This window comes from Micromonospora pallida (genome assembly GCF_900090325.1).
GTDB lineage: Bacteria > Actinomycetota > Actinomycetes > Mycobacteriales > Micromonosporaceae > Micromonospora > Micromonospora pallida.
In genome coordinates, this window is the sequence record NZ_FMHW01000002.1 from 4,834,452 (window position 1) to 4,856,142 (window position 21,691).

General features: G+C 69.7%; 17 protein-coding genes. 8 read left to right on the plus strand and 9 right to left on the minus strand.

The window, feature by feature from the left end:
- Nucleotides 1–155: 155 nt before the first annotated feature.
- Genes GA0074692_RS19930 through GA0074692_RS19945 form a run of 4 tightly spaced genes read right to left on the minus strand, consistent with a single transcriptional unit; the run spans nucleotide 156 to nucleotide 5,768 of the window.
- Entirely contained in the window at nucleotides 156–533 is a 378-nt protein-coding gene (locus GA0074692_RS19930) for a hypothetical protein (RefSeq protein WP_245730383.1), read from the minus strand.
- Between the two features lie 53 nt (nucleotides 534–586).
- Nucleotides 587–4,984 carry a toxin glutamine deamidase domain-containing protein gene (locus tag GA0074692_RS19935; protein ID WP_091646717.1) on the minus strand — a complete coding sequence of 1,466 codons (4,398 nt, stop codon included), beginning with the start codon at nucleotides 4,982–4,984 and terminating at the stop codon, nucleotides 587–589.
- 18 nt (nucleotides 4,985–5,002) lie between these two features.
- Nucleotides 5,003–5,350, minus strand: a complete 348-nt coding sequence (locus tag GA0074692_RS19940) for a hypothetical protein (RefSeq protein WP_091653786.1) — start codon at nucleotides 5,348–5,350, stop codon at nucleotides 5,003–5,005.
- Complete coding sequence (locus GA0074692_RS19945; protein WP_091646718.1) at nucleotides 5,343–5,768, minus strand: YbaB/EbfC family nucleoid-associated protein; 426 nt, start codon at nucleotides 5,766–5,768, stop codon at nucleotides 5,343–5,345. Before GA0074692_RS19945 ends, GA0074692_RS19940 begins: the two co-directional genes overlap by 8 nt.
- Before the next feature lie 77 nt (nucleotides 5,769–5,845).
- Between GA0074692_RS19945 and GA0074692_RS19950 the strand changes: the two genes are divergently transcribed.
- Nucleotides 5,846–7,078, plus strand: a complete 1,233-nt coding sequence (locus GA0074692_RS19950; protein ID WP_091646719.1) for an SUKH-3 domain-containing protein — start codon at nucleotides 5,846–5,848, stop codon at nucleotides 7,076–7,078.
- Nucleotides 7,079–7,107: 29 nt separating this feature from the next.
- Here the strand turns inward: GA0074692_RS19950 and GA0074692_RS19955 are convergent, their stop codons facing one another.
- On the minus strand, nucleotides 7,108–8,547 hold the full coding sequence (locus GA0074692_RS19955; protein ID WP_091646720.1) for an aldehyde dehydrogenase family protein: 1,440 nt from the start codon (nucleotides 8,545–8,547) through the stop codon (nucleotides 7,108–7,110).
- 257 nt (nucleotides 8,548–8,804) lie between these two features.
- Here GA0074692_RS19955 and GA0074692_RS19960 point away from each other — a divergent pair, with 257 nt between their 5' ends.
- Nucleotides 8,805–11,033, plus strand: a complete 2,229-nt coding sequence (locus tag GA0074692_RS19960; RefSeq protein WP_091646721.1) for a S8 family peptidase — start codon at nucleotides 8,805–8,807, stop codon at nucleotides 11,031–11,033.
- A gap of 266 nt (nucleotides 11,034–11,299) precedes the next feature.
- On the plus strand, nucleotides 11,300–12,871 hold the full coding sequence (locus GA0074692_RS19965) for a S8 family peptidase (RefSeq protein ID WP_091646722.1): 1,572 nt from the start codon (nucleotides 11,300–11,302) through the stop codon (nucleotides 12,869–12,871).
- Between the two features lie 80 nt (nucleotides 12,872–12,951).
- Here the strand turns inward: GA0074692_RS19965 and GA0074692_RS19970 are convergent, their stop codons facing one another.
- A complete protein-coding gene (locus GA0074692_RS19970) occupies nucleotides 12,952–13,755 on the minus strand; it encodes a G5 domain-containing protein (RefSeq protein ID WP_091646723.1) in 804 nt (267 codons plus the stop codon).
- 437 nt (nucleotides 13,756–14,192) lie between these two features.
- On the opposite strand from GA0074692_RS19970, the gene GA0074692_RS19975 reads away from it, so the two are divergent.
- The 5 genes from GA0074692_RS19975 (at nucleotide 14,193) to GA0074692_RS19995 (ending at nucleotide 18,923) form a co-directional block, all read left to right on the plus strand.
- A complete protein-coding gene (locus GA0074692_RS19975; protein ID WP_176738515.1) occupies nucleotides 14,193–14,813 on the plus strand; it encodes a matrixin family metalloprotease in 621 nt (206 codons plus the stop codon).
- A gap of 9 nt (nucleotides 14,814–14,822) precedes the next feature.
- Nucleotides 14,823–15,470, plus strand: a complete 648-nt coding sequence (locus GA0074692_RS19980) for a hypothetical protein (RefSeq protein ID WP_091646725.1) — start codon at nucleotides 14,823–14,825, stop codon at nucleotides 15,468–15,470.
- A gap of 173 nt (nucleotides 15,471–15,643) precedes the next feature.
- Complete coding sequence (locus GA0074692_RS19985; protein ID WP_091653788.1) at nucleotides 15,644–16,945, plus strand: sigma-54-dependent transcriptional regulator family protein; 1,302 nt, start codon at nucleotides 15,644–15,646, stop codon at nucleotides 16,943–16,945.
- Between the two features lie 44 nt (nucleotides 16,946–16,989).
- A complete protein-coding gene (gene adh, locus GA0074692_RS19990) occupies nucleotides 16,990–18,495 on the plus strand; it encodes an aldehyde dehydrogenase (RefSeq protein ID WP_091646726.1) in 1,506 nt (501 codons plus the stop codon).
- Entirely contained in the window at nucleotides 18,495–18,923 is a 429-nt protein-coding gene (locus GA0074692_RS19995; protein WP_091646727.1) for a DUF779 domain-containing protein, read from the plus strand. The genes adh and GA0074692_RS19995 overlap by 1 nt, the downstream gene beginning before the upstream one ends.
- 140 nt (nucleotides 18,924–19,063) lie before the next feature.
- Here GA0074692_RS19995 and GA0074692_RS20000 read toward each other — a convergent pair whose 3' ends face one another.
- The 3 genes from GA0074692_RS20000 to GA0074692_RS20010 all read right to left on the minus strand — a co-directional run bounded on the left by GA0074692_RS20000 (nucleotide 19,064) and on the right by GA0074692_RS20010 (nucleotide 21,604).
- Entirely contained in the window at nucleotides 19,064–19,738 is a 675-nt protein-coding gene (locus GA0074692_RS20000) for a G5 domain-containing protein (RefSeq protein WP_091646728.1), read from the minus strand.
- A gap of 148 nt (nucleotides 19,739–19,886) precedes the next feature.
- The gene (locus tag GA0074692_RS20005; protein WP_091646729.1) at nucleotides 19,887–20,696 is read right to left on the minus strand and encodes an ABC transporter permease; all 810 of its coding nucleotides are present in this window, start codon (nucleotides 20,694–20,696) and stop codon (nucleotides 19,887–19,889) included.
- Complete coding sequence (locus GA0074692_RS20010) at nucleotides 20,693–21,604, minus strand: ABC transporter permease (protein WP_176738516.1); 912 nt, start codon at nucleotides 21,602–21,604, stop codon at nucleotides 20,693–20,695. The genes GA0074692_RS20005 and GA0074692_RS20010 overlap by 4 nt, the downstream gene beginning before the upstream one ends.
- Between the last annotated feature and the right edge of the window lie 87 nt (nucleotides 21,605–21,691).

A 21,691-nucleotide genomic window follows, 5' to 3' on the forward strand; every position in this document is an offset into this window, starting at 1 on the left:
TCCACGAGCCGACCCTACGTTGGCGCAGCACCGCCGAACACGAGCGACGGCCGGAGATTGCTACCGGCGCACGTCGCAACGCTGTCCTCAGGAGCACGGCCGAGAGCCGGACCGATCAGGTGGAACACCGGTGGCACCGCGACAAGTCGCCTCACCTACTCACCCAGGGACGGGTCGGCCCCTGGATCGCCCTGCTGCTTAAGCTGCTCCTCGAACATGACGAACGTCTTCCGACGGATTCCTCTCACCAGAGCACGCTCCCTGTCCGTCAGGTACCGGCGCTCACTCCGTTCAGCTTCGACAATCGCCTTGACTGTCTCATACAGGGCAAAAATTGGGCCGTCGCCATTAAGGTAACGAGCCCTGTAGCGCTCGACCTCCTGCACAAAATCGTCGGACGAAAGCGAGAAGATCTCGCCACCCACCGCGAAGAGAATTTCCTCGATAAGGTCGTCGGCCGACTCCCAGCCGCCGGTATCAATGGAAACCCGCCAGGCAGTAACTCCGCCTCCCGGCATCTCCACCAACTTCACCGGGGATGCGTAGTAGCGAAAATAAGAAGGCAGTCGGAGGCCAGGAAAGCCGCTCATCCTTCCCCCTCTCTACAAGTGGACAGTAGGGCCGTCCAGAACAGCTCCTGTTCGCGGCGGAGCACTCCGTCAAAGATCGCCTGCTCCATGAGCCGCAGAGGGCGGCCCTCCTGCCTGGCTAGGGCTTTCAGGTCACGCCGCACCTCGTACAGTGCATGCTCCCATGCGGCCACCTCGTCGAGTGCAGCGAGGTGGAGGCGAAATTCTGCTATATGGCCGTTTGCCATCTCCAGAACCAGTTGAATGTCGCGGTACCCGCTAGGCTGGGGGGACTGGAACCGGTCATCGCAGGACATGATTCGCACGCCTGGTTCACGACGCAGCCGATCCAGCGCACGGTAGAGCTGCCCAAGCGATTGAAACTCAATTTTTGCCGCCGCCAGATCACATAATTGAGACGCATCACCGTGATACTTTGACACCTTGTCCTCAGCGCGACGCCGATCCTTGGGAGCAGTGCGCCAGCCCGGATTGCCAATCTGTTGATCCCCATCCCGGGCCAGCCTGACCGCCAGCGTCTTCAGTTCAGCTTGCGCCTCTGCTGCTGCCGCATACAGATCGTCAAGATACTGTCGCCCGTAAGCACTGTCGGAACGTCGGCGCTGATCGAAACCGGGCTGAACGACATCGTTTTCGCCCTCGATCGATAGACTGATCCGGCGTTGCTCGTCAGTCAGCGGCGTCGGCTCCGGTTCCGGCGTCCCAGCCAGGACAAAAACCTCAGGACCACAATCTGAAATGTCCTGCAGAACCGACGTCAGGACGTCGATGGCCTGCTGGTGCTCGGCGAGGTGGTGCAGGGTGAGCGGACGGGCCGTGAGCGAAGCCATCAGTTCCGGCGCCGCGAGGACCATCGCGACCAGGTCCGGCCGCTGCGTCAACTGCCGGACCAGCGTCTCGGCCAGTAGCGGCTCGCCCTTCGGTGGGGTTCGCCAGGTGTCCTCGATCATCTGCTGCACGCGAGGTTCGGCGAACAGCCTTGTCAGCTCATGGGCAGCCTTCTCGTCGAGGTGCGGGACGAGTCTCCGCAGGTTGGCTGGATCCAGTTCGGCCACTGCGTCACCGGGCGCGACGCCAGCGCTGAACAGACTGTCGAGGTCGGTTGCCGACGCGACAGCCGTCGGCACCGACACTCCCGCCGCGATCCGCTCCTGGTACGCCCGGTCGCGTGTCTCGCGTACCGCCTGCTTCGGGTCCTGGGCCTTGGGGTTCGTGTCGGATGCATCGGGCGAGCTCGGCGCCTGGCCCGGGGTCGGGAGCGGCTGCCTCCGGCTCAGGGGTCGCCCGTCGGTCCTCCCGCCTGGCTCGCCGGCATCGGCGGATGACGTCCGTTGCTCGCTGAAGTCACCCAGTCCACGACCTGCCAGCGGCATCGGAGTGCCATCCGGTCCGATCACCAGTGCTTCGAGGCTGGCGACGTTCCCGGGATGCGACACACCTCGATGGACATACGGCGGGCGATCAGACACGGCGCTGATCTGCGGGTCGAGGTACAGCACCGTGCCGTTCTGGTTCAGGGCAACCCACGCGTGCGCCCCGCCGCCCTCCCAGGTGTTCACCAGGAAGGCGAAGCTGCCGTGACCGCCGGAGAGAAGTTGCTGGTGCAGGTCGGCGTACCCCTGCAGCACCCGTTGCCGGGCGGCGGCCGGCGAGAGCCCCTCGGTCGACGGGGTGACCTGTTGGTAGGCGCCACCGGTTACCCGCTCCACCCGTCCGGGTCCGCCCCACTCACCGTCGATCGGCCGGTTGACGTCCCCGTGGAAGTAGCCGTCGAACGTACGCGGCGCCGAGACCCGGGGCCGGCCGTGCATCCACGTCTCGTACAGGGAGAGGGTGCAGTCAAGACAGTTGATCGACCGGGTCGCATCAGCGCTCGGTCCGCCGTCGTTGACCAACGAGAACCATCTGCCCCGGCGAGGATCGGCTGTCCGGGAGACGCTGCCGTCGGGCTCGCGCGGCATCTGTCGTTCCAGGTCGGTCTGGTGCAGTGCCAGCGGCGGACGCAGCCCGCCGCGTTCGCCGTACGGCCGGGTCTGCTCGATCGAGGGCGGACCACCGTCGCCGGTCAGCGCCGACCGGTTGCCGGTCTCGACCCCGCCGGTCGCCATCTCCGCGACATCGTCGTTGATACGCCGGAAGTCCACTTCGTCGTTGACGTACGTGACGTCCGGCAGGGTTCTGCCATCCCGAACCTCCTCGGCGAGATCCTGCTGCTGGTAGCAGAGGCGTTCCTGCTCCCGTCCTCCTGCCAGGAACTGATCAGCGAGGGCCCGCTTTCCGCTCCGGTACGCCTCATGAGCACGCCTGATGAGCCAGCGCGCCTGGTCGTAGTAGCTCTCCGCCTCATCACGAAGTTCCCTGGCGAGGTCGTCCCGCCGTCGCTCCTCGAACCAGGCGCGTTGGGCCTCGTAGTAGCCGCGGTAGCGGCGGCGCTCGAGCGCCTCCCGCTCCGCTGCCCACGTGGCGTCGTACCACTCGGGGGTTCTTGGCACCGGCTCGGGCGAATGCTGGGGCATCGGTCCCAGGTCAGGGGGCGGCGGAGCCGAATCTCGCGGTTGGGGCGTCTTCGGTTCCAGTGCCTCCAGCAGGGAGAGGTCAAGCGAAGATCGGTCCTGTCCCTCCCCCTTCGGCTGAGCGAAGCTGGCCGGCAGTGTTGGCGCAGGTGCGCGCACTACCGGCGGATTGGACACAGGCGCCGAGTTGGCCATCGGCCCGGCAGCCGTATTGGTCACGGTGGTGACCGGTGGGGCCGTTCCGGAGTTCACCGTGGGACTCGGGCCGGGCGGGACGGTCGAGCCGAGGCCTGGTGTCACGGGAACAGCCGGAGCGGCAGCCACCGTGGGCGAACCGATGGTGCCCACGGCAGAGGCAGTGGGGGCCGGCGATGCCATTCCGGTGGAGCTGGTCGTGGTCGACAGGTCGGGGGCGGGCGCGGTGACCGGAGATGCGGCCAGCATCGGATCCGCCGTGACGGCCGACAGGGTCGGCGTTGCCGTAACCGGAGCAGGTGCCGTCGAGGGGGTGGCCGCCGACAACGGCGGCGCAGCGGCGGTCACCGGCTCGGACGCGGCCTGCGGCGAAGCACCTGTCCGATGGTCGGCCGGCACGCCCGACTCGACGGAACCGCTGGTCGGCAACTTCGGCTCCAGCAGCTCCGGACCTGGGGAGCTCTCCATTCCGTACGCCCGGGACACCGCCGTGCTCGTCCCGACATCGTCACCACCGAGGTCGGAGGTCGTCCGTGGGCTGGGGACGGCCGGAGTTGCTGCGTCGGATAGCGGGGGCGGGGAGGTCGAGTCGGCTGGCGGGACGGTGGGCATGGCTGGGCCCGGGTCGACCACCAACGCAGACGGTGAGCTCAGGGGGGTACTGGTCAGGGCGTTCAGCCGGCCGTCGAGTCGCGCCTGGAGCGCCGCGTCGCTCTGGCTGACCATCGAGCCGGTGGCTCCGGAGGCGGCAGCACGGGCAGCGTCTTCAAGGCCGACGAGGCCGCCGCCGGTCGCCAGGCTGGCCGCCTGATCGGCGATCATCTCGCCGGTCATCTCGCGGCCGAGGTTCTCGGCGAACTGACCGCCTCGGCTGCTGGCGTGCTTCCCCAGGCCGGCCAGCGGAGCGGCAGCGCCGCCGGCGAGACCACCCAGGGCCGAGGTGCCGAGGTCGGCGAGGTCCACGCCGTCCCGGCGGCCGGTCGAGTTCTGGTAGCCCTGGATAGCCAGGTTGACGCCGCCTTCCTCGGCGGCCTCGAACAGTCCGCCCCGTAGCACGTTGCGGCCCAACCCACGCAGGCCGTCCTTGGTGACCTGCTTCGCGGCCCGCTCGGTCGCCTCCTGCATTCCCTTCTTGAGAGTCTTCCGTGCGAGCTGCGCGATCAGCTTCTTGAAGATCTGCTGCACGACGAACCGGGTGGCGGCGATCACGGCGCCTGCGGCCGGTGAGGCCGCGCCCGCAGTGAGAACCACCGCCACCGTCATGCCGAGCAACTCGACCACCAGGATGCCCAGCTCGATCCAGACCTCGAGCTTGGCGCCCTCGATGTCACAGCCGCATTCCTCGACGAGCCGGCCGAGGTCGGTGCTCACCGCGAGCAGGAGCGGCAGGGGAGCTTCGTCCCCCTCGGCGACCTTCCGCCAGGCGGCGTCGAAGGCTTCCGCGACCGCCCCCACGGCCCCGTACCCACTGAGCACCTCGCCAGCGGCGGTGGCGGCGTCGTCGCGCGGACCCGCCAGCGCGGCAGCCACGCTGTACCACTCGTCGGCGAGATCCCAGACGACGCGTTCGTTTCCCTCGGGCCACTCGACGCCGACCACCCAGTCGAGCGCCTCGTAGATCCAACCCGGCAACTGCCAGGGGCAGAAGTCGAGGGGGTGCGGGATCGGACTCGGCAGTACGGTCACACCGGCTCCCCTGACCGGTCAGGGGACATCGTGTCGGGGCTGCTTGCTCACCCGATCGAAGCGGCCGGCGTTGCCGGTGTCGGTTTCCACGTTGGCGTTCACCGACCGCACCACGTCCGCGCCGAGCCCCTCGATGTGCCGGCCCAGCCCTTCCCAGGCACGCAACACGGTCGCCTCCAGCCCTCGGTAGGTCCTCTCGAACGCACCGCCGATGTCGTCGCGGCCCCAGGGCCGCTGGGCACTCGCCGTCGCGATCTCCGCGCCAAGGCCGTCGCGTCGTGCCCGGACCGCACGGCCGGCCAGCGAGAGGTCCGCGCCGCCGCGTCGGGCGCGTTGTGGGTCGAGCCAGAGCTGTCCGTCACCCACGCCGTTCACCGCCGTAGCCCATAATCGCGTCGGTCCGGCCGAGCAGGGCGCCGAAGTCGCCCGACCGGAGGAAGTCCGGCGACCCGGAGTTGGCAGGCAGGTAGCTGGCGACCAGGTTCTGGACGGCGGCCGTCGCGGCGTTGGTGGCCCGCTGCACCGTCGAGGTGATCTTGCGGCTCAGCGCCTGGGCGTCACGGTTCTGGTAGACCGACGGTTGCAGCTCAACGGAGATGAGTTGGCCCCGAGCGCCGACGGTGGCGGTCACCTGGCCGTCGTCGGACCGCTCCGTGACCCGCAGTTCGGCCAACCGGACCTGGAGTTCGTCCAATCCGGAACGTAGCTGCTGGTACTGGCCGTACACCTCGTCGAACCGCGCCCGCAACGCGCGGTTCGCGTCCCGGTCCACGCTCTCCGCCAATGCCCGCTCCCATCACCTTGGGTAGGCCAGACCATACCGGGGCGTGATTGGTTCGTGGGGTCGGGTAACTTCAGCGCGTGATCGACCGCCAACAGGCCGAGCAGCTTGCCACCGTTTGGGCGCGACGTGACTCGCAGCGCCTCGGACACGAGTGCGCCCCGCTGGTCGAGGAGTTCGACCTCGGATACGTGATCTCATCCACGGTGGCCGGTGACGTTCCGACACTCCCAGGTGACCTGCCGACCACCGTCGTCGACCGGGAAACCGGCGAGGTCTCGCACTGGCCACGCCTGCCGGCGGACGTCATCGCACAGACGTACCGGCAGCGTCGGCCGAGCCAGCCGGCACCCCGCACCGTCGACCCGGCCGCCCAACTGCTGCGGGAGATCCGGCGACTGCCCACCCCCGGCACCACCGCACATCTGACCCTCGACGGCCGTACGTACGTCGCCCAGGGCGCGAAGGGCGACCTCGACCTGAACCACCACCCCCTCGTCCAGGGCTACCTGAGCAGCCTTCCCGCCGGCCATCTGGTACGGGGCGGGGACCGGCACGCCGAACTGATCGTCGTCTCCGACGTCCTGCACGAGTACGACCACCAACGCGCCCTCCAGGGGCAGCATCCGCTGGAGTTCGAGGAGTACCTGTCGCTGCTGGAAAGCGCGCGCATGGAGGTCTTCTGGGTACGCGAACCAGGCGACCCGGTGGGTGGCCCAGCCGACCAATCATGTGCCTCCTGCATCACGGCCCTGGTGAACCTGAGGCTGCTTCCGTGGCCCGACCTCGCCTATACCCGGGAATGGCATCCCGACCCGCAGCCCGTCCCCGACCCCCACCGCTTCCCAGCCGAGGTCGCCCACGCGCTAGCCACTGCCGGCTGGCAGCAGACGATTTTCAACGAAGCGCTGGCCGCTGGCGCCATTGAAGACACGCTAGAGATCGGTACGGCGGCTCACCGCCACCAGGTCTTTCCCGCTGCCGAGGAGGCGCTGATCGCCTTTCCTGCCCTGCTCTCCAAGCGGCGCGGCCCGGGCGAGCAGGTCTGGATCAGTCGCTTCACCACGAATCCCCTACGTGCGGCGCACAGTGCGGCTTCGCTGGCGGACTTCGGGGCGGTGCTTGGTATGCGGCTCTTTCCGATCGGGGCGGAGCGCCCGCGAGAGAGCATCCTCGCCGTGGACGAGCTCGGCCGGGTCTTCGCTCTCGACCAGGCCGGCGAGTGGTTCCTCGGCGCGGACATCGACGCCGCGCTGACCACGCTCCTCCTCGGCCGTGCCCCCGCCCGGGTCCGCGACGACGGCACCTGGTGACCGCCCATGTCAGGAGCGGAGAGCCCGCCTCACAACTGCACGCCGGTGAGCACCAGCACTCTCGGTTCGGTGTAGTCGTCCATGGCGCTGCGGACGCCCTCGCGTCCCACGCCGCTGCCCTTCACTCCGCCGTACGGCATCTGGTCGGCCCGGTAGGCGGGCACGTCGCCGACGATGACCCCGCCGACCTCGAGGGTGCGGTGGGCGGCGAAGGCGACGTCGACGCGGTGGGTGAAGACGCCGGCCTGGAGGCCGTACGCGGAGTGGTTGACGGCGGCGAACGCGGCCTGGTCGTGCTCGACCCGGGCGACCACCAGCACCGGCCCGAACACCTCGTCGGCGCTGACGCGGGCGTCGGCCCGTACCCCGGTGAGCACGGTGGGTGGGTAGTTTGCGCCGTCGCGTCGGCCGCCGACGTCGATGGTGGCTCCGGCGGTGACCGCTTCGTCCACCCAGGCCTCGACCCGGGTCGCCGCTTCCTCGGAGATGAGCGGGCCGACGTCGGTGTGGTCGTCGGTGGGGTCGCCGGTCCGTAGTTCCTGGACGGCGGCGACGAGTCGGGGCAGGAACGCGTCGTAGGTCCATTCGTGCACGTAGACCCGTTGCACGGCGATGCAGGACTGGCCGGCCTGGTAGTTGGCGAAGGTGGCGATGCGGTGTGCGGCGTAGGTGAGGTCTTCGTCGGTGTTCCAGTCCTCGCAGATGATCGCTGCCGCGTTGCCGCCGAGTTCGAGGGTGACGTGTTTGTCGGGGACGGCGCGGCGGATCGCGGCGCCGACCGGTCCGGAGCCGGTGAACGACACGACCGGCAGGCGCGGGTCGGCGACGAGTGCGGCGGCGCGCTCGTTGGGCAGGGGCAGCACCGAGAACATCCCGTCGGGCAGCGCGGTCTCGGCGAGGATCTCGCCGAGCAGCAGCGCGGTGAGCGGGGTGGCGGGGGCCGGTTTGACGATGATCGGTGTGCCGACGGCGAGGGCTGGGGCGACCTTGTGGGCGACCAGGTTGAGCGGGAAGTTGAACGGGGTGATGCCGAGTACGGGGCCTCGGGGCACCCGTCGGACCAGGGCGATCCGTCCGGTGGCGGTGGGGTCGGTGTCGAGGCGTTGCAGTTGTCCGGTGAAGCGTCGGGCTTCTTCGGCGGCCCAGCGGAAGGTGGAGACGGCGCGGTCGACCTCGACGCGGGCCCATTTGATCGGTTTGCCGTTCTCGGCGGTGATCAGTTGGGCGGTCTCCTCGGCCCGTTCGGCGAGGCGGCGGGAGACGTGGTCCAGGGCTGCCGCCCGGACGTGCGCGGGCAGGGCTGCGGCCTCCGCGGCTACTTCGGCGGCTGCCGCTACGGCCACTTCGACCTGTTCCGGGGTGGCCTGACTGGTACGCCCGATCATGCGCCCGTCGTATGGATGGTGGACGGTCGACTCGGACTCGCCGTGGACGGGACGACCGGCGACGAAGAAGGCACGGGACTCCACAGACCGAGCCTAGATGACGGCCATCATCACGGAAACGGTCGCAGCGAGCCTCACTGGCCGCGAATTCGGTGGCGAACACGGCAGGCGGGTTGCGACCACCGCCGTAGCGATGCGCCCCTGCGACAGCCAGTCGGATACCCGGCAATCAATCGAAGGGTATCTACATTCACATGCATTCCGTCTAGCATCTCCTCAACTGATCGTCAGTTGTCGATCACACGTCGTTTGCGTGTCGATCACGGAAGGGACCTGCTCAGATGGCTCTCACTCCCTCCACCAGGCAACGCTGGCGCCTCGGCCTCGCCACCACCACGGTGGCCGCCGCAGTGGCCTTCGCCGCCCCCGCAACCGCCGCACCCGCCGAGGGTGCCATCCTTCAGGCCGGCGGCGAGACCGCCGTCGCCGACTCGTACGTCGTGGTGCTCAAGGAGACATCCGTCGCCCGTACCGCGGTCGACTCCTCCGCCCGGAGTCTCGCCCGGGAGTACGGCGGCACGGTCGCCCGCACCTACCAGAACGCGCTGCGCGGCTTCGAGGTGAAGCTCTCCGAGACGGCAGCCAAGCGGCTCGCCGCCCACCCCTCGGTGAAGTACGTCCAGCAGAACCACGAGGTCAGCATCGCGGCAACCCAGACGCCCACCCCCTCCTGGGGCCTGGACCGGGTCGACCAGCGCAACCTGCCGCTGAACAACTCGTACACCTACCCGAACAACGGCTCGGGCGTGCGGGCGTACATCATCGACACCGGCATCCGGTTCAGCCACGGCGACTTCGGCGGTCGCGCGGTGACCGGCTTCGACGCCATCGACGGCGGCTCGGCGGACGACTGCAACGGCCACGGCACGCACGTCGCCGGCACGGTCGGCGGCACCGCGTACGGCGTGGCCAAGGGCACCACCCTGGTCGGCGTACGGGTCCTGGACTGCGGCGGCAGCGGAAGTTACGCCCAGGTCATCGCGGGCATTGACTGGGTGACCGGCGACCACGACCCGGGTGAGCGCGCGGTGGCCAACATGAGCCTCGGCGGCGGTTTCGACCAGGCCACCAACGACGCGGTGACCGCGTCGATCGCCGACGGTGTCAGCTACGCCCTCGCGGCGGGCAACGAGTCCGGTTCCAACGCCTGCAACGTCTCGCCGGCCAGCACGCCGAACGCCATCACCGTCGGGGCGACCGAGTCCTCCGACGCCCGGGCCAGCTACTCCAACATCGGCACCTGCCTGGACATCTTCGCCCCGGGCAGCGCGATCACCTCGGCCTGGCACACCAACGACACCGCTACCAACACGATCAGCGGCACGTCGATGGCGAGCCCGCACGTGGCCGGCGCGGCCGCGCTGGTGCTCGCCGCGAACCCGGCGTACACGCCGCAGCAGGTCCGCGACAAGCTGGTGAACGACGCCACCAACAACGTGGTGACCAACCCGGGCACCGGTTCGCCGAACAAGCTGCTCTACACCGGCAACATCGTCCCGCCGACCCAGGACTTCAGCATCAGCGTGTCCCCGGCCGCCGGTTCGGTCAACCCGGGCGGGTCGCTGAGCGCCACGGTGAGCACCACGACCACCATCGGCAACCCGCAGACGGTCAGCCTGACCGCCAGTGGCCTGCCGGCCGGGGCGACCGCGAGCTTCAGCCCGGCGTCGATCAGCACCGGTGGCTCGTCCGCCCTGACCATCGCCACCACCGGCAGCACCGGGCCGGGCACGTACACGGTGACCATCACCGCGACCGGGCCGGTCACCACGCAGAGCACGTCGTACGCCCTGACCGTCAACGGGCCGCCCGGCTGCTCGCAGACCAACAACACCGACGCCACGATCTCCGACAACAGCACCGTGGAGAGTTCGATCACCATCTCGGGCTGCGCCGGTAACGCCTCGGCGTCCAGCACCGTGCAGGTGGCGATCGTGCACACCTACATCGGGGACCTGGTGGTCAGCCTGATCGCGCCGGACGGCAGCGCGTACGTCTTGCACAACCGCACCGGCGGTTCTGCCGACAACATCAACCAGACCTACCCGGTGAACCTCTCCTCGGAGGCGTCGAACGGCACCTGGAAGCTGCGGGTGCAGGATGCCGCCAGCGGTGACGTCGGCTACCTCGACACCTGGACCCTGAAGCTCAACGGGACGACCCCGCCGACCTGTGGCGGCACCAACGGCACCGACGTGACCATCGGTGACAACACCACGGTCACCAGCCCCATCGCCGTCAGCGGCTGCACCGGCAACGCGTCGGCCGCCAGCACCGTGCAGGTGGCGATCGTGCACACCTACATCGGGGACCTCGTGGTCACCCTGGTCGCCCCGGACGGCAGCGCCTACGTCCTGCACAACCGCACCGGCGGCTCGACCGACAACCTGAACCAGACCTACACGGTCAACCTGTCGTCCGAGCCCCGCAACGGCACCTGGACCCTGCGGGTTCAGGATGCCGCCGCCGGTGACGTCGGCTACCTGAACAGCTGGACCCTGACCCTGTAAACCCTCCTCGACCGATCGGGCCCCTGCCACGTCGCGTGGCAGGGGCCCGACCATGCCGGCGAAGCCCGGACCTCCCTGATCACACAGGGCGACCACCTAGTGACCAGGAGTTCCATCCCGCAACACCAGACCACTTCGTTGATCACGAATAGATCAACACATCTCTCTATTTCGCTGCGGGTGCCATACGATCCCGATCAATCGATCAGCCTTGATCGACCTGCGTGTCGCCGACACGCTGCTCAGCGGGAAGGAACGACCGAGGGATGACAGACTCCCCTGCCACAGGACGCCGCTGGCGTCTCACCGTGGCCACCGCCGCCGCCACCGCCGCCGTGGCGTTCGGCGCCCCGGCGACCGCAGCCCCCGCCGAGGGGCAGATCCTCCTCGCCGGTGGCGCGACCGCCGTCGAGAACTCGTACATCGTGGTGTTCAAGGACGCCGCGGTCGGCCAGCCCGAGGTCGGCACCAAGGCCCGCGGCCTCGCCGGCAAGCACGGCGGCGCCGTCGGCCGGACGTACCAGAACGCGCTGCGCGGCTTCGAGGCCCGGATGTCGGAGACGGCGGCCAAGCGGCTCGCCGCCGACCCGGCGGTCAAGTACGTCCAGCAGAACCACACGGTACGGATCTCCGCCACGCAGACCCCGACCCCCTCCTGGGGTCTGGACCGGGTCGACCAGCGTGCTCTGCCCCTCAACAACTCGTTCACGTACGCGAACAACGGCGCGGGCGTGAAGGCGTACATCATCGACACCGGCATCCGGTTCGCGCACAGCGACTTCGGCGGCCGGGCGATCTCCGGGTACGACTCGGTCGACGGCGGCACCGCCGACGACTGCAACGGCCACGGCACGCACGTCGCCGGCACGGTCGGCGGCACCGCGTACGGCGTGGCCAAGGGCGTCACCCTGGTCGGCGTACGGGTCCTCGACTGCGCCGGCAGCGGCACCAACGCCGGGGTCATCGCGGGCGTCGACTGGGTCACCGGCAACCACGCCGCCGGGGAGAAGGCGGTCGCCAACATGAGCCTCGGCGGCGGCTTCTACCAGGCCCTCAACGACGCGGTCGCCCGCTCGATCGCCGACGGCGTCACCTACGGTCTTGCCGCCGGCAACGACTACGGCGCGAACGCCTGCAACAGCTCGCCCGCCAGCACCCCCGCCGGCATCACCGTCGGCGCGACCCAGTCCAACGACGCCCGGGCCAGCTACTCCAACATCGGCTCCTGCCTGGACATCTTCGCCCCGGGCAGCTCGATCACCTCGGCCTGGCACACCAGCAACACCGCCACCAACAGCATCAGCGGTACGTCGATGGCGACCCCGCACGTGGTCGGCGCCGCCGCGCTCGTGCTCGCCGCCAACCCGACCTTCACCCCGCAGCAGGTCCGCGACAAGCTGGTCAACGACGCCACCAGCGGTGTGGTGACCAGTCCGGGCACCGGCTCCCCGAACAAGCTGCTCTACGTCGGTGGCGGCACCACCCCTCCGCCCACCGGCTGCACGAAGACCAACGGCACGGACGTGACCATCCGCGACTACACCACCGTCTCCAGCACCGTCGCGGTCACCGGTTGCACCGGCACCGCCTCGTCGACGAGCACGGTCGCGGTCAACATCGTGCACACCTACATCGGTGACCTGGTGGTCAGCCTGGTCGCCCCGGACGGCAGCGTGTACACCCTGCACAACCGTGCCGGCGGCTCCGCCGACAACATCAACCAGACCTACACGGTCAACCTCTCCTCGGAGACCCGTAACGGCAACTGGGCCCTGCGGGTCCAGGACGCCGCCGCCGGTGACACCGGGTACATCAACAGCGTCACCCTGAACCTCTAGTCAGCGCCGCACGCCCATTGGGTGGTAGGAGGGGTCCCCTGCAGTGCGAAAAGCACCTGCAAGGGACCCCTCCTACCACCTCAGTCCTTCTCGCAGGCGAGGCCGTCGTTGTCCCGGTCCAGGTCGTAGATGTCGTCGCCGATGACCTCGACCACCCCGTACAGGTACGCCGGACCGTTGCCGCTACCGCCTCCGCAGTCGACGTCGCTGGCGATCGGCACGCAGCCGCTGTAGTTCGGGTCGCACCGCCGGGCCGGTTTGGTGCCGATCGCGACGACCTCGGTGACCGGTTTCCGGGTCACCGCCGACCGCACCAGCTTCCGTCCGGTCTGCGCGCCGTCGGTGACGGTGACCTGGTAGGTCAGGGTCCGTACGCCGTCGACACCCCGGGTACGGACCGCCCGCTTCCCCTCAGCGAGGGAGGAGTCCTTCACCGTCCGCGTACCGTGCGGGATCTTTTCCGTCGCGGTCTCCGTCCGCGTCTCGACCACCGGTGAGGGAGACGGCGAGATCGACGGGGTGGCCGACGGAGCCGACGACGGCGACGCGGCCGGTGGCGACGCCACGCTGGGCTCCGGGTAGGCCGACGGCTCCTCGACGCCAGCGGCTGCGGCCGGGCGCGACTTCTGCGGCGGCGGCTCGGCCGTCGCGCCGATGACCGTGAGGCCGCCACAGCAGAGCAGGACGAACGTCAACGCCCCCGCGCCGATGAGCAGTGCGGTCCGTTGCCCGGCGGTGAGCCGGCTGAACCAGCCCGGCTGGCCCTCGACGGGCAGACCGTACCCGGGTGCGGGGAAATAGTCGGGCGGGGGAAGGTGGCCGGGCGGTGGGACGGGGCCGGACGGCGGCTGGTACGGCGGGAACGGTGGTGGCTGCTGCGTCACAGCGCCGAGTGTCGTCGCCGACGCCCCAGCCGGTAACCGCCGTGCCGCCTGCTATCGACATCGATCAGGCCATGCCCGGCGCGGGTCGGACCGCCCCACACCCTCCGGACAACCTGCCCTGATCGCCCACTCGCCGTGGCCACCGGCCCGTCCGTCCACAGTGGCTGTCCGCGCAGCCCATGACCATGGGAGCCAGAGTCGGGGCACAGGTCCGAACGGACCGGGCGTGTGTCACCCCAGCCCGGGATCTCCTTGCGTCGCCATCGATCGGGAGTTGGCGGGCCACGGACCACGGTCACGTTTCCGACACCGCGTCACTTCAGAAGAACTGCCAAGATGGGCATATCAGAAGAAACCTTTTCCAGAGAAACCGATCTATTCGTTTCGCTGATATTGTTACGGCCCGAAATCCAGTCGCCGCCAGAAGGAGGGCGTCCATGCCCAAAGTCGGCCGATCATTGGGAATGGCCGTTACGGTTGCCGTCACGGCAGTCGGCGCAACCGCGGTCACGGCCAGTCCAGCAGCGGCGTACTGCCGCTCGGGAATGACGACGTGGAACAACACAAGCTTTTCCAAGACGATCGGTGTCAACACGACCTTCCCGACCGGTATGCGTACCGGACTGAGTGGCGGACTGACCCAGTGGAACCAGAGCGGCTCAGCTCTGAGCTACACCACACCGACGTACACCACCGGATGGCTGATCTACGCTTTCCGTGGTTCCCACTCCTACTCGCCGCTCATGGGCAGCGCGCCCGGTATCGCCCTGACCATGGTCAGTGGTTCCACCCACTCCGGTGGCGAACTGATCCTTTCCACCCAGTACACCTGGGTCAACGCCAGCCAGGACATCAACGCCGGTATCGCGGACGTGCAGACCGTCGCAGTGCACGAGGTAGGCCATTTCACCGGCCTTGCCCACCCGTGGCCGGGACCCTGCACGGACGGAACTTCGTACACGAGCGCGGAACAACAGTCCGTCATGTCTACCATCAATACTGGCACCCGTCGCTTTGTGAACAGCGATGATATCGCCGGGGTCACGGCCATCTACTAGGAGCGCTTGATGATCGACTTCCGTATCGCCCGGCCCGGCGCGGCGATCGTCGCCAGCGCCGCACTCGCCATGGGACTGCTCGCCGGTTGTGGCACCGAAAACAGCGACTCGCCCGCGGCGGCCCCGGCTCCCCGCACGATCACCGCCGAGCCTTACAAGCTCGACAGCAGCCCGGAAAGTGCTCTCACATTCTTCCGTAACACCAACGTGTTCGAAGGCACCGTGGTCTCGGTCCTTCCGGACGTACGCGTCACGGACCTGCTCGACAGCGGGCAGAAATTCGAGGCCGTCTACACCCCGGTGGTGATCCGGGTCGACAGCGTGTACCGGGGCGATCTGCGGCCGGGCTCCGAGGTCACCATCCGGTCCATGGGTGGTGAGGCCGACGGACTGAGGTACGTCATTCACAACGCCCCCGCCAAGGAGACCTTCCGCCCCAGCGCCAAGCTGGTCGTCTTCGGCGCCGAAATCGACACGGTCGACTCCGAGCAGGCGCCCGCGATGACTCCGAACTTCGTCTACCGGCTCGCCGGTACGCGGTTCGTGGATGCCACCTACGCCGACGGCCCGGCCAACGGGAAGGCCCCCGGCGAAGTCGCCATGGCTGACATGCGGACCAAGCTCCAGAAAATGCCGAAGGTCCCGACGCGCGGCTGAGCCGCCAGCGACCGTTGGGCACTCGCCGACGAGAGGACAGCTCCGTCCGGCGGTCATCCACCGGTCGCCGAGAACCCGATGCCGTGGCCGACGCCCAGCCACGGCATCGGGTCCCTGGCGCGCCCTTGGCGACCGGGGGTGAGCTGGGTCACGATGGGGGCGAGGAGGTGGCCGTGGCTGACCCGTGGCTCGCCCTGGAAGTCGGTGCCGATCCCGGCGAACGGATCGCCCAGGTCGGTGCCGCCCACGAGGCGTTCCTGACCGGCGGCACCAGTCCGCAGCAGGTACGCGACGTGGTACACCGGTCGTGGCGGCGGTCGGCGGGAGCACTGCTCGACCCGGAGGGCACCCCGCCGGTCGAGCTGACCGGCGACGACCTGGAGAGCTACCGGGCGGCGCATCCGCTGGCCCGGGTGCTGCCGCTCTTCCGGGACCTGCTCGGCGGAATCGCCGAGGACGGGGCGCACCTGATGGCGGTCTGCGACGCGTACGGGCGGCTGCTCTGGGTGGAGGGCCATTCGGGGGTGCTGCGGCGGGCCGAGCGGATGAACTTCGTACCGGGCGCGCGGTGGGACGAGACGCATGCCGGCACCAACGCTCCGGGTACCGCCCTCGCGGTCGACCACAGCGTGCAGATCTTCGCCACCGAGCACTTCAGCCGGCCGGTGCAGCCCTGGACCTGCGCCGCCGCGCCGATCCACGACCCGGCCACCGGGCGGCTGCTCGGCGCGGTCGACATCACCGGCGGTGACCATCTGGCGAATCCGCAGAGCCTGGCCCTGGTCCGGGCCACCGCGCGGGCGGCCGAGGCGTGGCTGGCCGGGCCGCTGGGGCCGGGCCTGCCGATCGCGCCGGACGTGGTCACGGTGACCGCGCTCGGGCGGGACGAGGCGGAACTGCGGGTCGCCGGGCGGCGGATCCGGCTCGGCCGCCGGCACAGCGAACTGTTGGTGCTGCTGCTCCAGCACCCGCAGGGGCGGACCGGGGAGCAGCTCGGCCTGGACCTCTACGGCGACGACCGGCTGCACCCGGTGACTTTGCGCGCCGAGTTGTCCCGGTTGCGCCGCATCCTCGGCCCCGAACTACTCGACTCCCGCCCGTACCGGCTGCGCGGGACCGTCCGGGCGGACTTCCGTACCGTCGCGGAGCTGCTGGAACGTGGTGACGTGGCGGGCGCGCTCGAGGCGTACCCGGGATCGTTGCTGCCGGGGTCGGACGCGCCGGGAGTGGCGCGACTGCGCCGGCTGGTCGACGGGCAGGTGCGGGCGGCTGTGCTGGCCGGCGGCGACCCGACGGCGCTCGCGGCGTGGACCGCGACGCCCGCCGGGGCCGACGACCTGGCCGCCTGGCAGGCCCTGGCGCGGGCGTTGCCGCCGGGCACGCCCCGCCGGCCACTCGCGGTGGCCCGGGTCCAGCAGCTCTCCCAGGAGTACGGACTCACGCACGCAACGTCGTTGCAACGTCCCGGTAACTAGCGTGGCCGCCGTCGCATCCTTCCGGACGGACGGCGGAGGTATCCATGACGCGCTACGACGCGCCGACGCACTGGCAGTCCCGGTACGACCACTTCATCGGCGGCGAGTACGTGAAGCCGCACGGCGGCCGGTACTTCGAGAACCCGACCCCGGTGACCGGGCAGACGTTCTGCGAGGTGGCCCGGGGCACCGCCGAGGACGTGGAGAAGGCGCTGGACGCGGCGCACGGCGCGGCCGACGCCTGGGGGCGGACCCCGGTGGCCGAGAGGGCCCTGCTGCTCAACCGGATCGCCGACCGGATGCAGGAGCACCTCGAAGACCTCGCCGTCGCCGAGACCTGGGAGAACGGCAAACCGGTACGGGAGACCCTGGCCGCCGACATCCCTCTCGCAATCGACCACTTCCGTTACTTCGCCGGGGCGATCCGGGCGCAGGAGGGTTCCCTCGGCGAGTTGGACGACGACACCGTGGCCTACCACTTCCACGAGCCGCTCGGTGTGGTCGGGCAGATCATCCCGTGGAACTTCCCGCTGCTCATGGCGACCTGGAAGCTCGCCCCGGCGCTCGCCGCCGGCAACGCGGTGGTGCTCAAGCCGGCCGAGCAGACCCCCGCGTCGATCCACTACTGGCTCTCGCTGGTGGCCGACCTGCTCCCGCCCGGTGTGATCAACATCGTCAACGGCTTCGGCGTCGAGGCGGGCAAGCCCCTCGCCTCCTCGCCCCGGGTGGCGAAGGTGGCGTTCACCGGGGAGACCACCACCGGGCGGCTGATCATGCAGTACGCCAGCGAGAACATCAAGCCGGTCACCCTGGAACTGGGCGGCAAGAGCCCGAACATCTTCTTCGACGACGTCAGCGCGGCGAACGACGACTTCCTCGACAAGGCCCTCGAAGGGTTCACCATGTTCGCCCTGAACCAGGGCGAGGTGTGCACCTGTCCGTCCCGGGCGCTCGTCCAGCAGGGGCACTACGCCGACTTCCTGCCCGCCGCCGTCGAGCGGACGAAGGCGGTCCGGCAGGGGCACCCGCTGGACACCGAGACGATGATCGGGGCGCAGGCGTCCAACGACCAACTGGAGAAGATCCTGTCGTACCTGGACATCGGCCGGAAGGAGGGCGCGCGGGTGCTGACCGGCGGTGAGCGCGCCGACCTGGGCGGTGAACTGTCCGGCGGGTACTACGTGCAGCCGACCGTCTTCGAGGGCGACAACTCGATGCGGATCTTCCAGGAGGAGATCTTCGGCCCGGTGGTCTCGGTGACCTCCTTCGCCGACCTGGCCGACGCCGTCAAGATCGCCAACGACACCCTGTACGGGCTGGGGGCCGGCGTCTGGACCCGGGACATGAACACCGCGTACCGGGCGGGGCGGGCGATCCAGGCCGGCCGGGTCTGGACGAACTGCTACCACGCCTACCCGGCGCACGCCGCGTTCGGCGGGTACAAGCAGTCCGGCATCGGCCGGGAGAACCACAAGATGATGCTGGAGCACTACCAGCAGACCAAGAACCTACTGGTCAGCTACTCCACGAAGAAGCTCGGCTTCTTCTGATGACCGCCGGTCCCGACGCGGCGGAGCCCGGCGGGCCGGGCGGCGGGGTGTCGCCCGGTCCGGGGAAGCGGTCGGGCTCCACCGCGTCACCTGTCACCGTCACCCCTGCGGCGGCCGAGCTGATCCGGTCGCTGCGAGGACAGCACGGGCCGCTGATGTTCCACCAGTCCGGCGGCTGCTGCGACGGCAGCGCCCCGATGTGCTTCCCGGCCGGCGAGTTCCGCACCGGGGCGTCCGACGTCCGGCTCGCGGCGCTGGAGATCGAGGGGGTTCCGGAGCCGGTCGAGTTCTGGATGTCGGCGAGCCAGTGGGAGCTGTGGCGGCACACCACGTTGACCGTGGACGTGGTGCCGGGGCGGGGCAGCGGGTTCTCGCTGGAGGCTCCGGAGGGCGTCCGCTTCCTCATCCGCTCCGACCTGAGGACCTGACCTTTTCCGGCTGGCGACCTGACCGTTTCCGGGCGCGGATCGTGGTGGTTTCCGGGCGCGGACCTGGCCGTTTCCGGGCGCGGATCGTGGTGGTGAACGGCCCTCCTCGGGGCCACCTGCCACCACGATCCGCGAGGGGGTCAGTTCTTCTCGTCGCAGCCGACGCCGTTGCGGTCGCGGTCGAGCCGGTAGATGTCGGAGCCGGTCACCTTGACCGTGCCGGTGATCCAGGCCGGACCGTCGCCCCGCCTGGCACAGTCGACGTCCTCGGCGACCGGCACGCAGCCGCTGTAGTTCGGGTCGCACGCCGCCGTGGTGGCTGTCCCGGCCGCCACGACCTGGGTGACCGGGGGCCGGGTGACCGTCGAACGAAGCAGCCGTTTGTCGGTTGGCTCGCCGTCGACGTGCACCACCTCGTAGGTCAGCGTCTTCACGCCGACGACCCCCCGGATGCGGATCACCTGCTGTCCCTCGGGCAGGGCCGGGTCGTCCACGATCTGCACCGGGAAGGGGATCCGGGCCGTCTCGGTGACCTGCTTCGTCGTCACGTTCTCCGGCGCGGCCGGGCTGGTGGCCGGCGCGGTGGGCGACGGAGCGTCCGGGTCGGCCCACTCCCCCAGTGACCCGACCGCCGGCGGTGACCCGCCGGGCCGGAAGCCGAGCAGCGCGCCGACCACGGTCAGCTCCGCGCCGCAGGCAAGCACGAAGGTGAGCATCCCGGCGAGGAGCGCCACCGTGGTCCGGACGGTGGAGTCGCCGGTGACCGGACGCGGCCGGTCGGCGTCACCGCCACGGGACGACCGAGAAGACGTCATGAAGAAAGTTTCGATCGCATCGCACGCGGAGGCAATGACCAACCGGCGGCTTCCGCTCCCCAGCGCTGGGTGGTTGCAGGGGACCCTTGCTCATCAAAATGCGGTAACAGGGGACCCCTGCTACCACCCAACTGCTACCACCCAACTGCTAGCCGGAGAGCGGGCGGGGTGCGGAACGGGAGGTGCGGACGGTGGTGACCAGGACGAGCAGCAGGGCGGCCGCGAACATGGCGGTGCCGACGACGTTGACCTGCGGCGGGATGCCCCGCTGGGCGGCGCCCCAGACGTACATGGGGAAGGTGACGGTGCTGCCGGCGTTGAAGTTGGTGACGATGAAGTCGTCGAAGGAGAGCGAGAAGGCGAGCAGGGCGGCGGCGACGATCCCGGGCAGCGCCAACGGCAGGGTCACCCGGCGGAAGGTCTGCCACTCGCTGGCGTAGAGGTCCATCGCGGCCTCTTCCAGCCGCCGGTCCATCCCGGCGAGCCGCGCCTTGACCGTCACCACCACGAACGACAGGCAGAACATGACGTGGGCGATGACGACGGTCCAGAACCCCTGCGGCACCCCGGCAGAGACGAAGAGGGCGAGCAGCGACGTCCCCATCACCAGCTCGGGGGTGGTCATCGGCAGGAAGACCAGCACGTCGACCGTGGCACGGCCGCGGAACCGGTGCCGGGTCAGGGCGAACGCCATCAGCGTGCCGAGCACGGTGGCGACCACCGTGGCGAGGAAGCCGATCTGCACGCTGCGGACCACCGCGTCACACATCTCGGCGCTCGCGCAGGGGTTGCGCCAGTTGTCCAGGGTGAACTCGTGGAAGTCGTAGGAGAGGCGGCTCGCCGGCCGGTTGAGCGAGAGCGCGGCCACCACGGCGACCGGCAGGAGCAGGTAGCCGAGGACGAGCAGGGCCACGCCGACCACCCAGTGGTCGGCCAACCACCGCAGCACCCGACTCATTGGAAAGTGCCCCGGCGCAGGTAGTTGAAGACCACCGCGAGGACCGCCGCCATCAGCAGGAACGACAGCGCGGCGCCCTGCGGGTAGTCGAGCCGGACCAGGAACGCCGAGTCGATAACGTTGCCGATCATGTACTCGTTGGGCGTGCCGAGCAGTTCGGCGTTGATGTAGTCGCCGCTGGCCGGGATGAAGAACAGCAGCGTCCCGGCGACCAGGCCGGGCCTGGACAGCGGCAGCACCACCCGGCGGAACGCCTGGACCGGGCCGGCGTACAGGTCGCCCGCCGCCTCCAGCAGCCGGGGGTCGAGCCGCTCCAGGCTCGCGTACAGCGGCAGCACCAGGAACGGCAGGAAGTTGTACGTCAGCCCGAGCACCACCGCGAACGGTGTCGCCAGCAGCCGCCCGTCGGCGTCGAGGAGGTGGACGTCCCGCAGCAGCCCGACCAGCGCGCCGTGGTCCGACAGGATGGTCTTCCAGGCCAGCGTACGGACCAGGAAGCTGGTGAACATCGGGGCGACCACGCACACCAGCAGGACGTTGCGCCAGCGTCCGGCCTTCCGGGCGATCGCGTACGCCAGCGGGTAGCCGAGCAGCAGTCCCAGCGCGCACGCGGCCCCGGCGTAGAGGAACGAACGCCCGAACTGCGGCCAGTACGCCGCCACCGCGTCCGGGTAGTTGCCGAACGCCCAGGTCATCGCGTACCCGGTGGCCAGTGAGCCGGTGGGGTCGTAGAGGCTGACTGCAGCGAGCTGGAACAGCGGCACGACGAAGAAGACGGTCAGCCAGGCCGCCCCGGGCAGCAGGAGCAGGTACGGCAGCAGCCGATGCCGGGCCGGCCGGGGCGGGACGGCCGACGTGGCCCCGGTGGCCGGTCCGGCCCCGCCGGGCAGGTGGACCAACGCGCTCACCGGAACTTCCGACCGGCCCGGCCCGACGACGCGGTCACCCCGGTCGCCACCGGCGACGCGGTCACCACAGGCCTACCCGGTGACGCG

Bases quoted from the DNA above. Each gene is read 5' to 3' on its own strand.
- GA0074692_RS19960 (WP_091646721.1), top strand. From the start codon at position 8,805: ATGGCTCTCACTCCCTCCACCAGGCAACGCTGGCGCCTCGGCCTCGCC.
- GA0074692_RS19965 (WP_091646722.1), top strand. From the start codon at position 11,300: ATGACAGACTCCCCTGCCACAGGACGCCGCTGGCGTCTCACCGTGGCC.
- GA0074692_RS19975 (WP_176738515.1), top strand. From the start codon at position 14,193: ATGCCCAAAGTCGGCCGATCATTGGGAATGGCCGTTACGGTTGCCGTC.
- GA0074692_RS19980 (WP_091646725.1), top strand. From the start codon at position 14,823: ATGATCGACTTCCGTATCGCCCGGCCCGGCGCGGCGATCGTCGCCAGC.
- adh (WP_091646726.1), top strand. From the start codon at position 16,990: ATGACGCGCTACGACGCGCCGACGCACTGGCAGTCCCGGTACGACCAC.
- GA0074692_RS19995 (WP_091646727.1), top strand. From the start codon at position 18,495: ATGACCGCCGGTCCCGACGCGGCGGAGCCCGGCGGGCCGGGCGGCGGG.
- GA0074692_RS20000 (WP_091646728.1), bottom strand. From the start codon at position 19,738: ATGACGTCTTCTCGGTCGTCCCGTGGCGGTGACGCCGACCGGCCGCGT.
- GA0074692_RS20005 (WP_091646729.1), bottom strand. From the start codon at position 20,696: ATGAGTCGGGTGCTGCGGTGGTTGGCCGACCACTGGGTGGTCGGCGTG.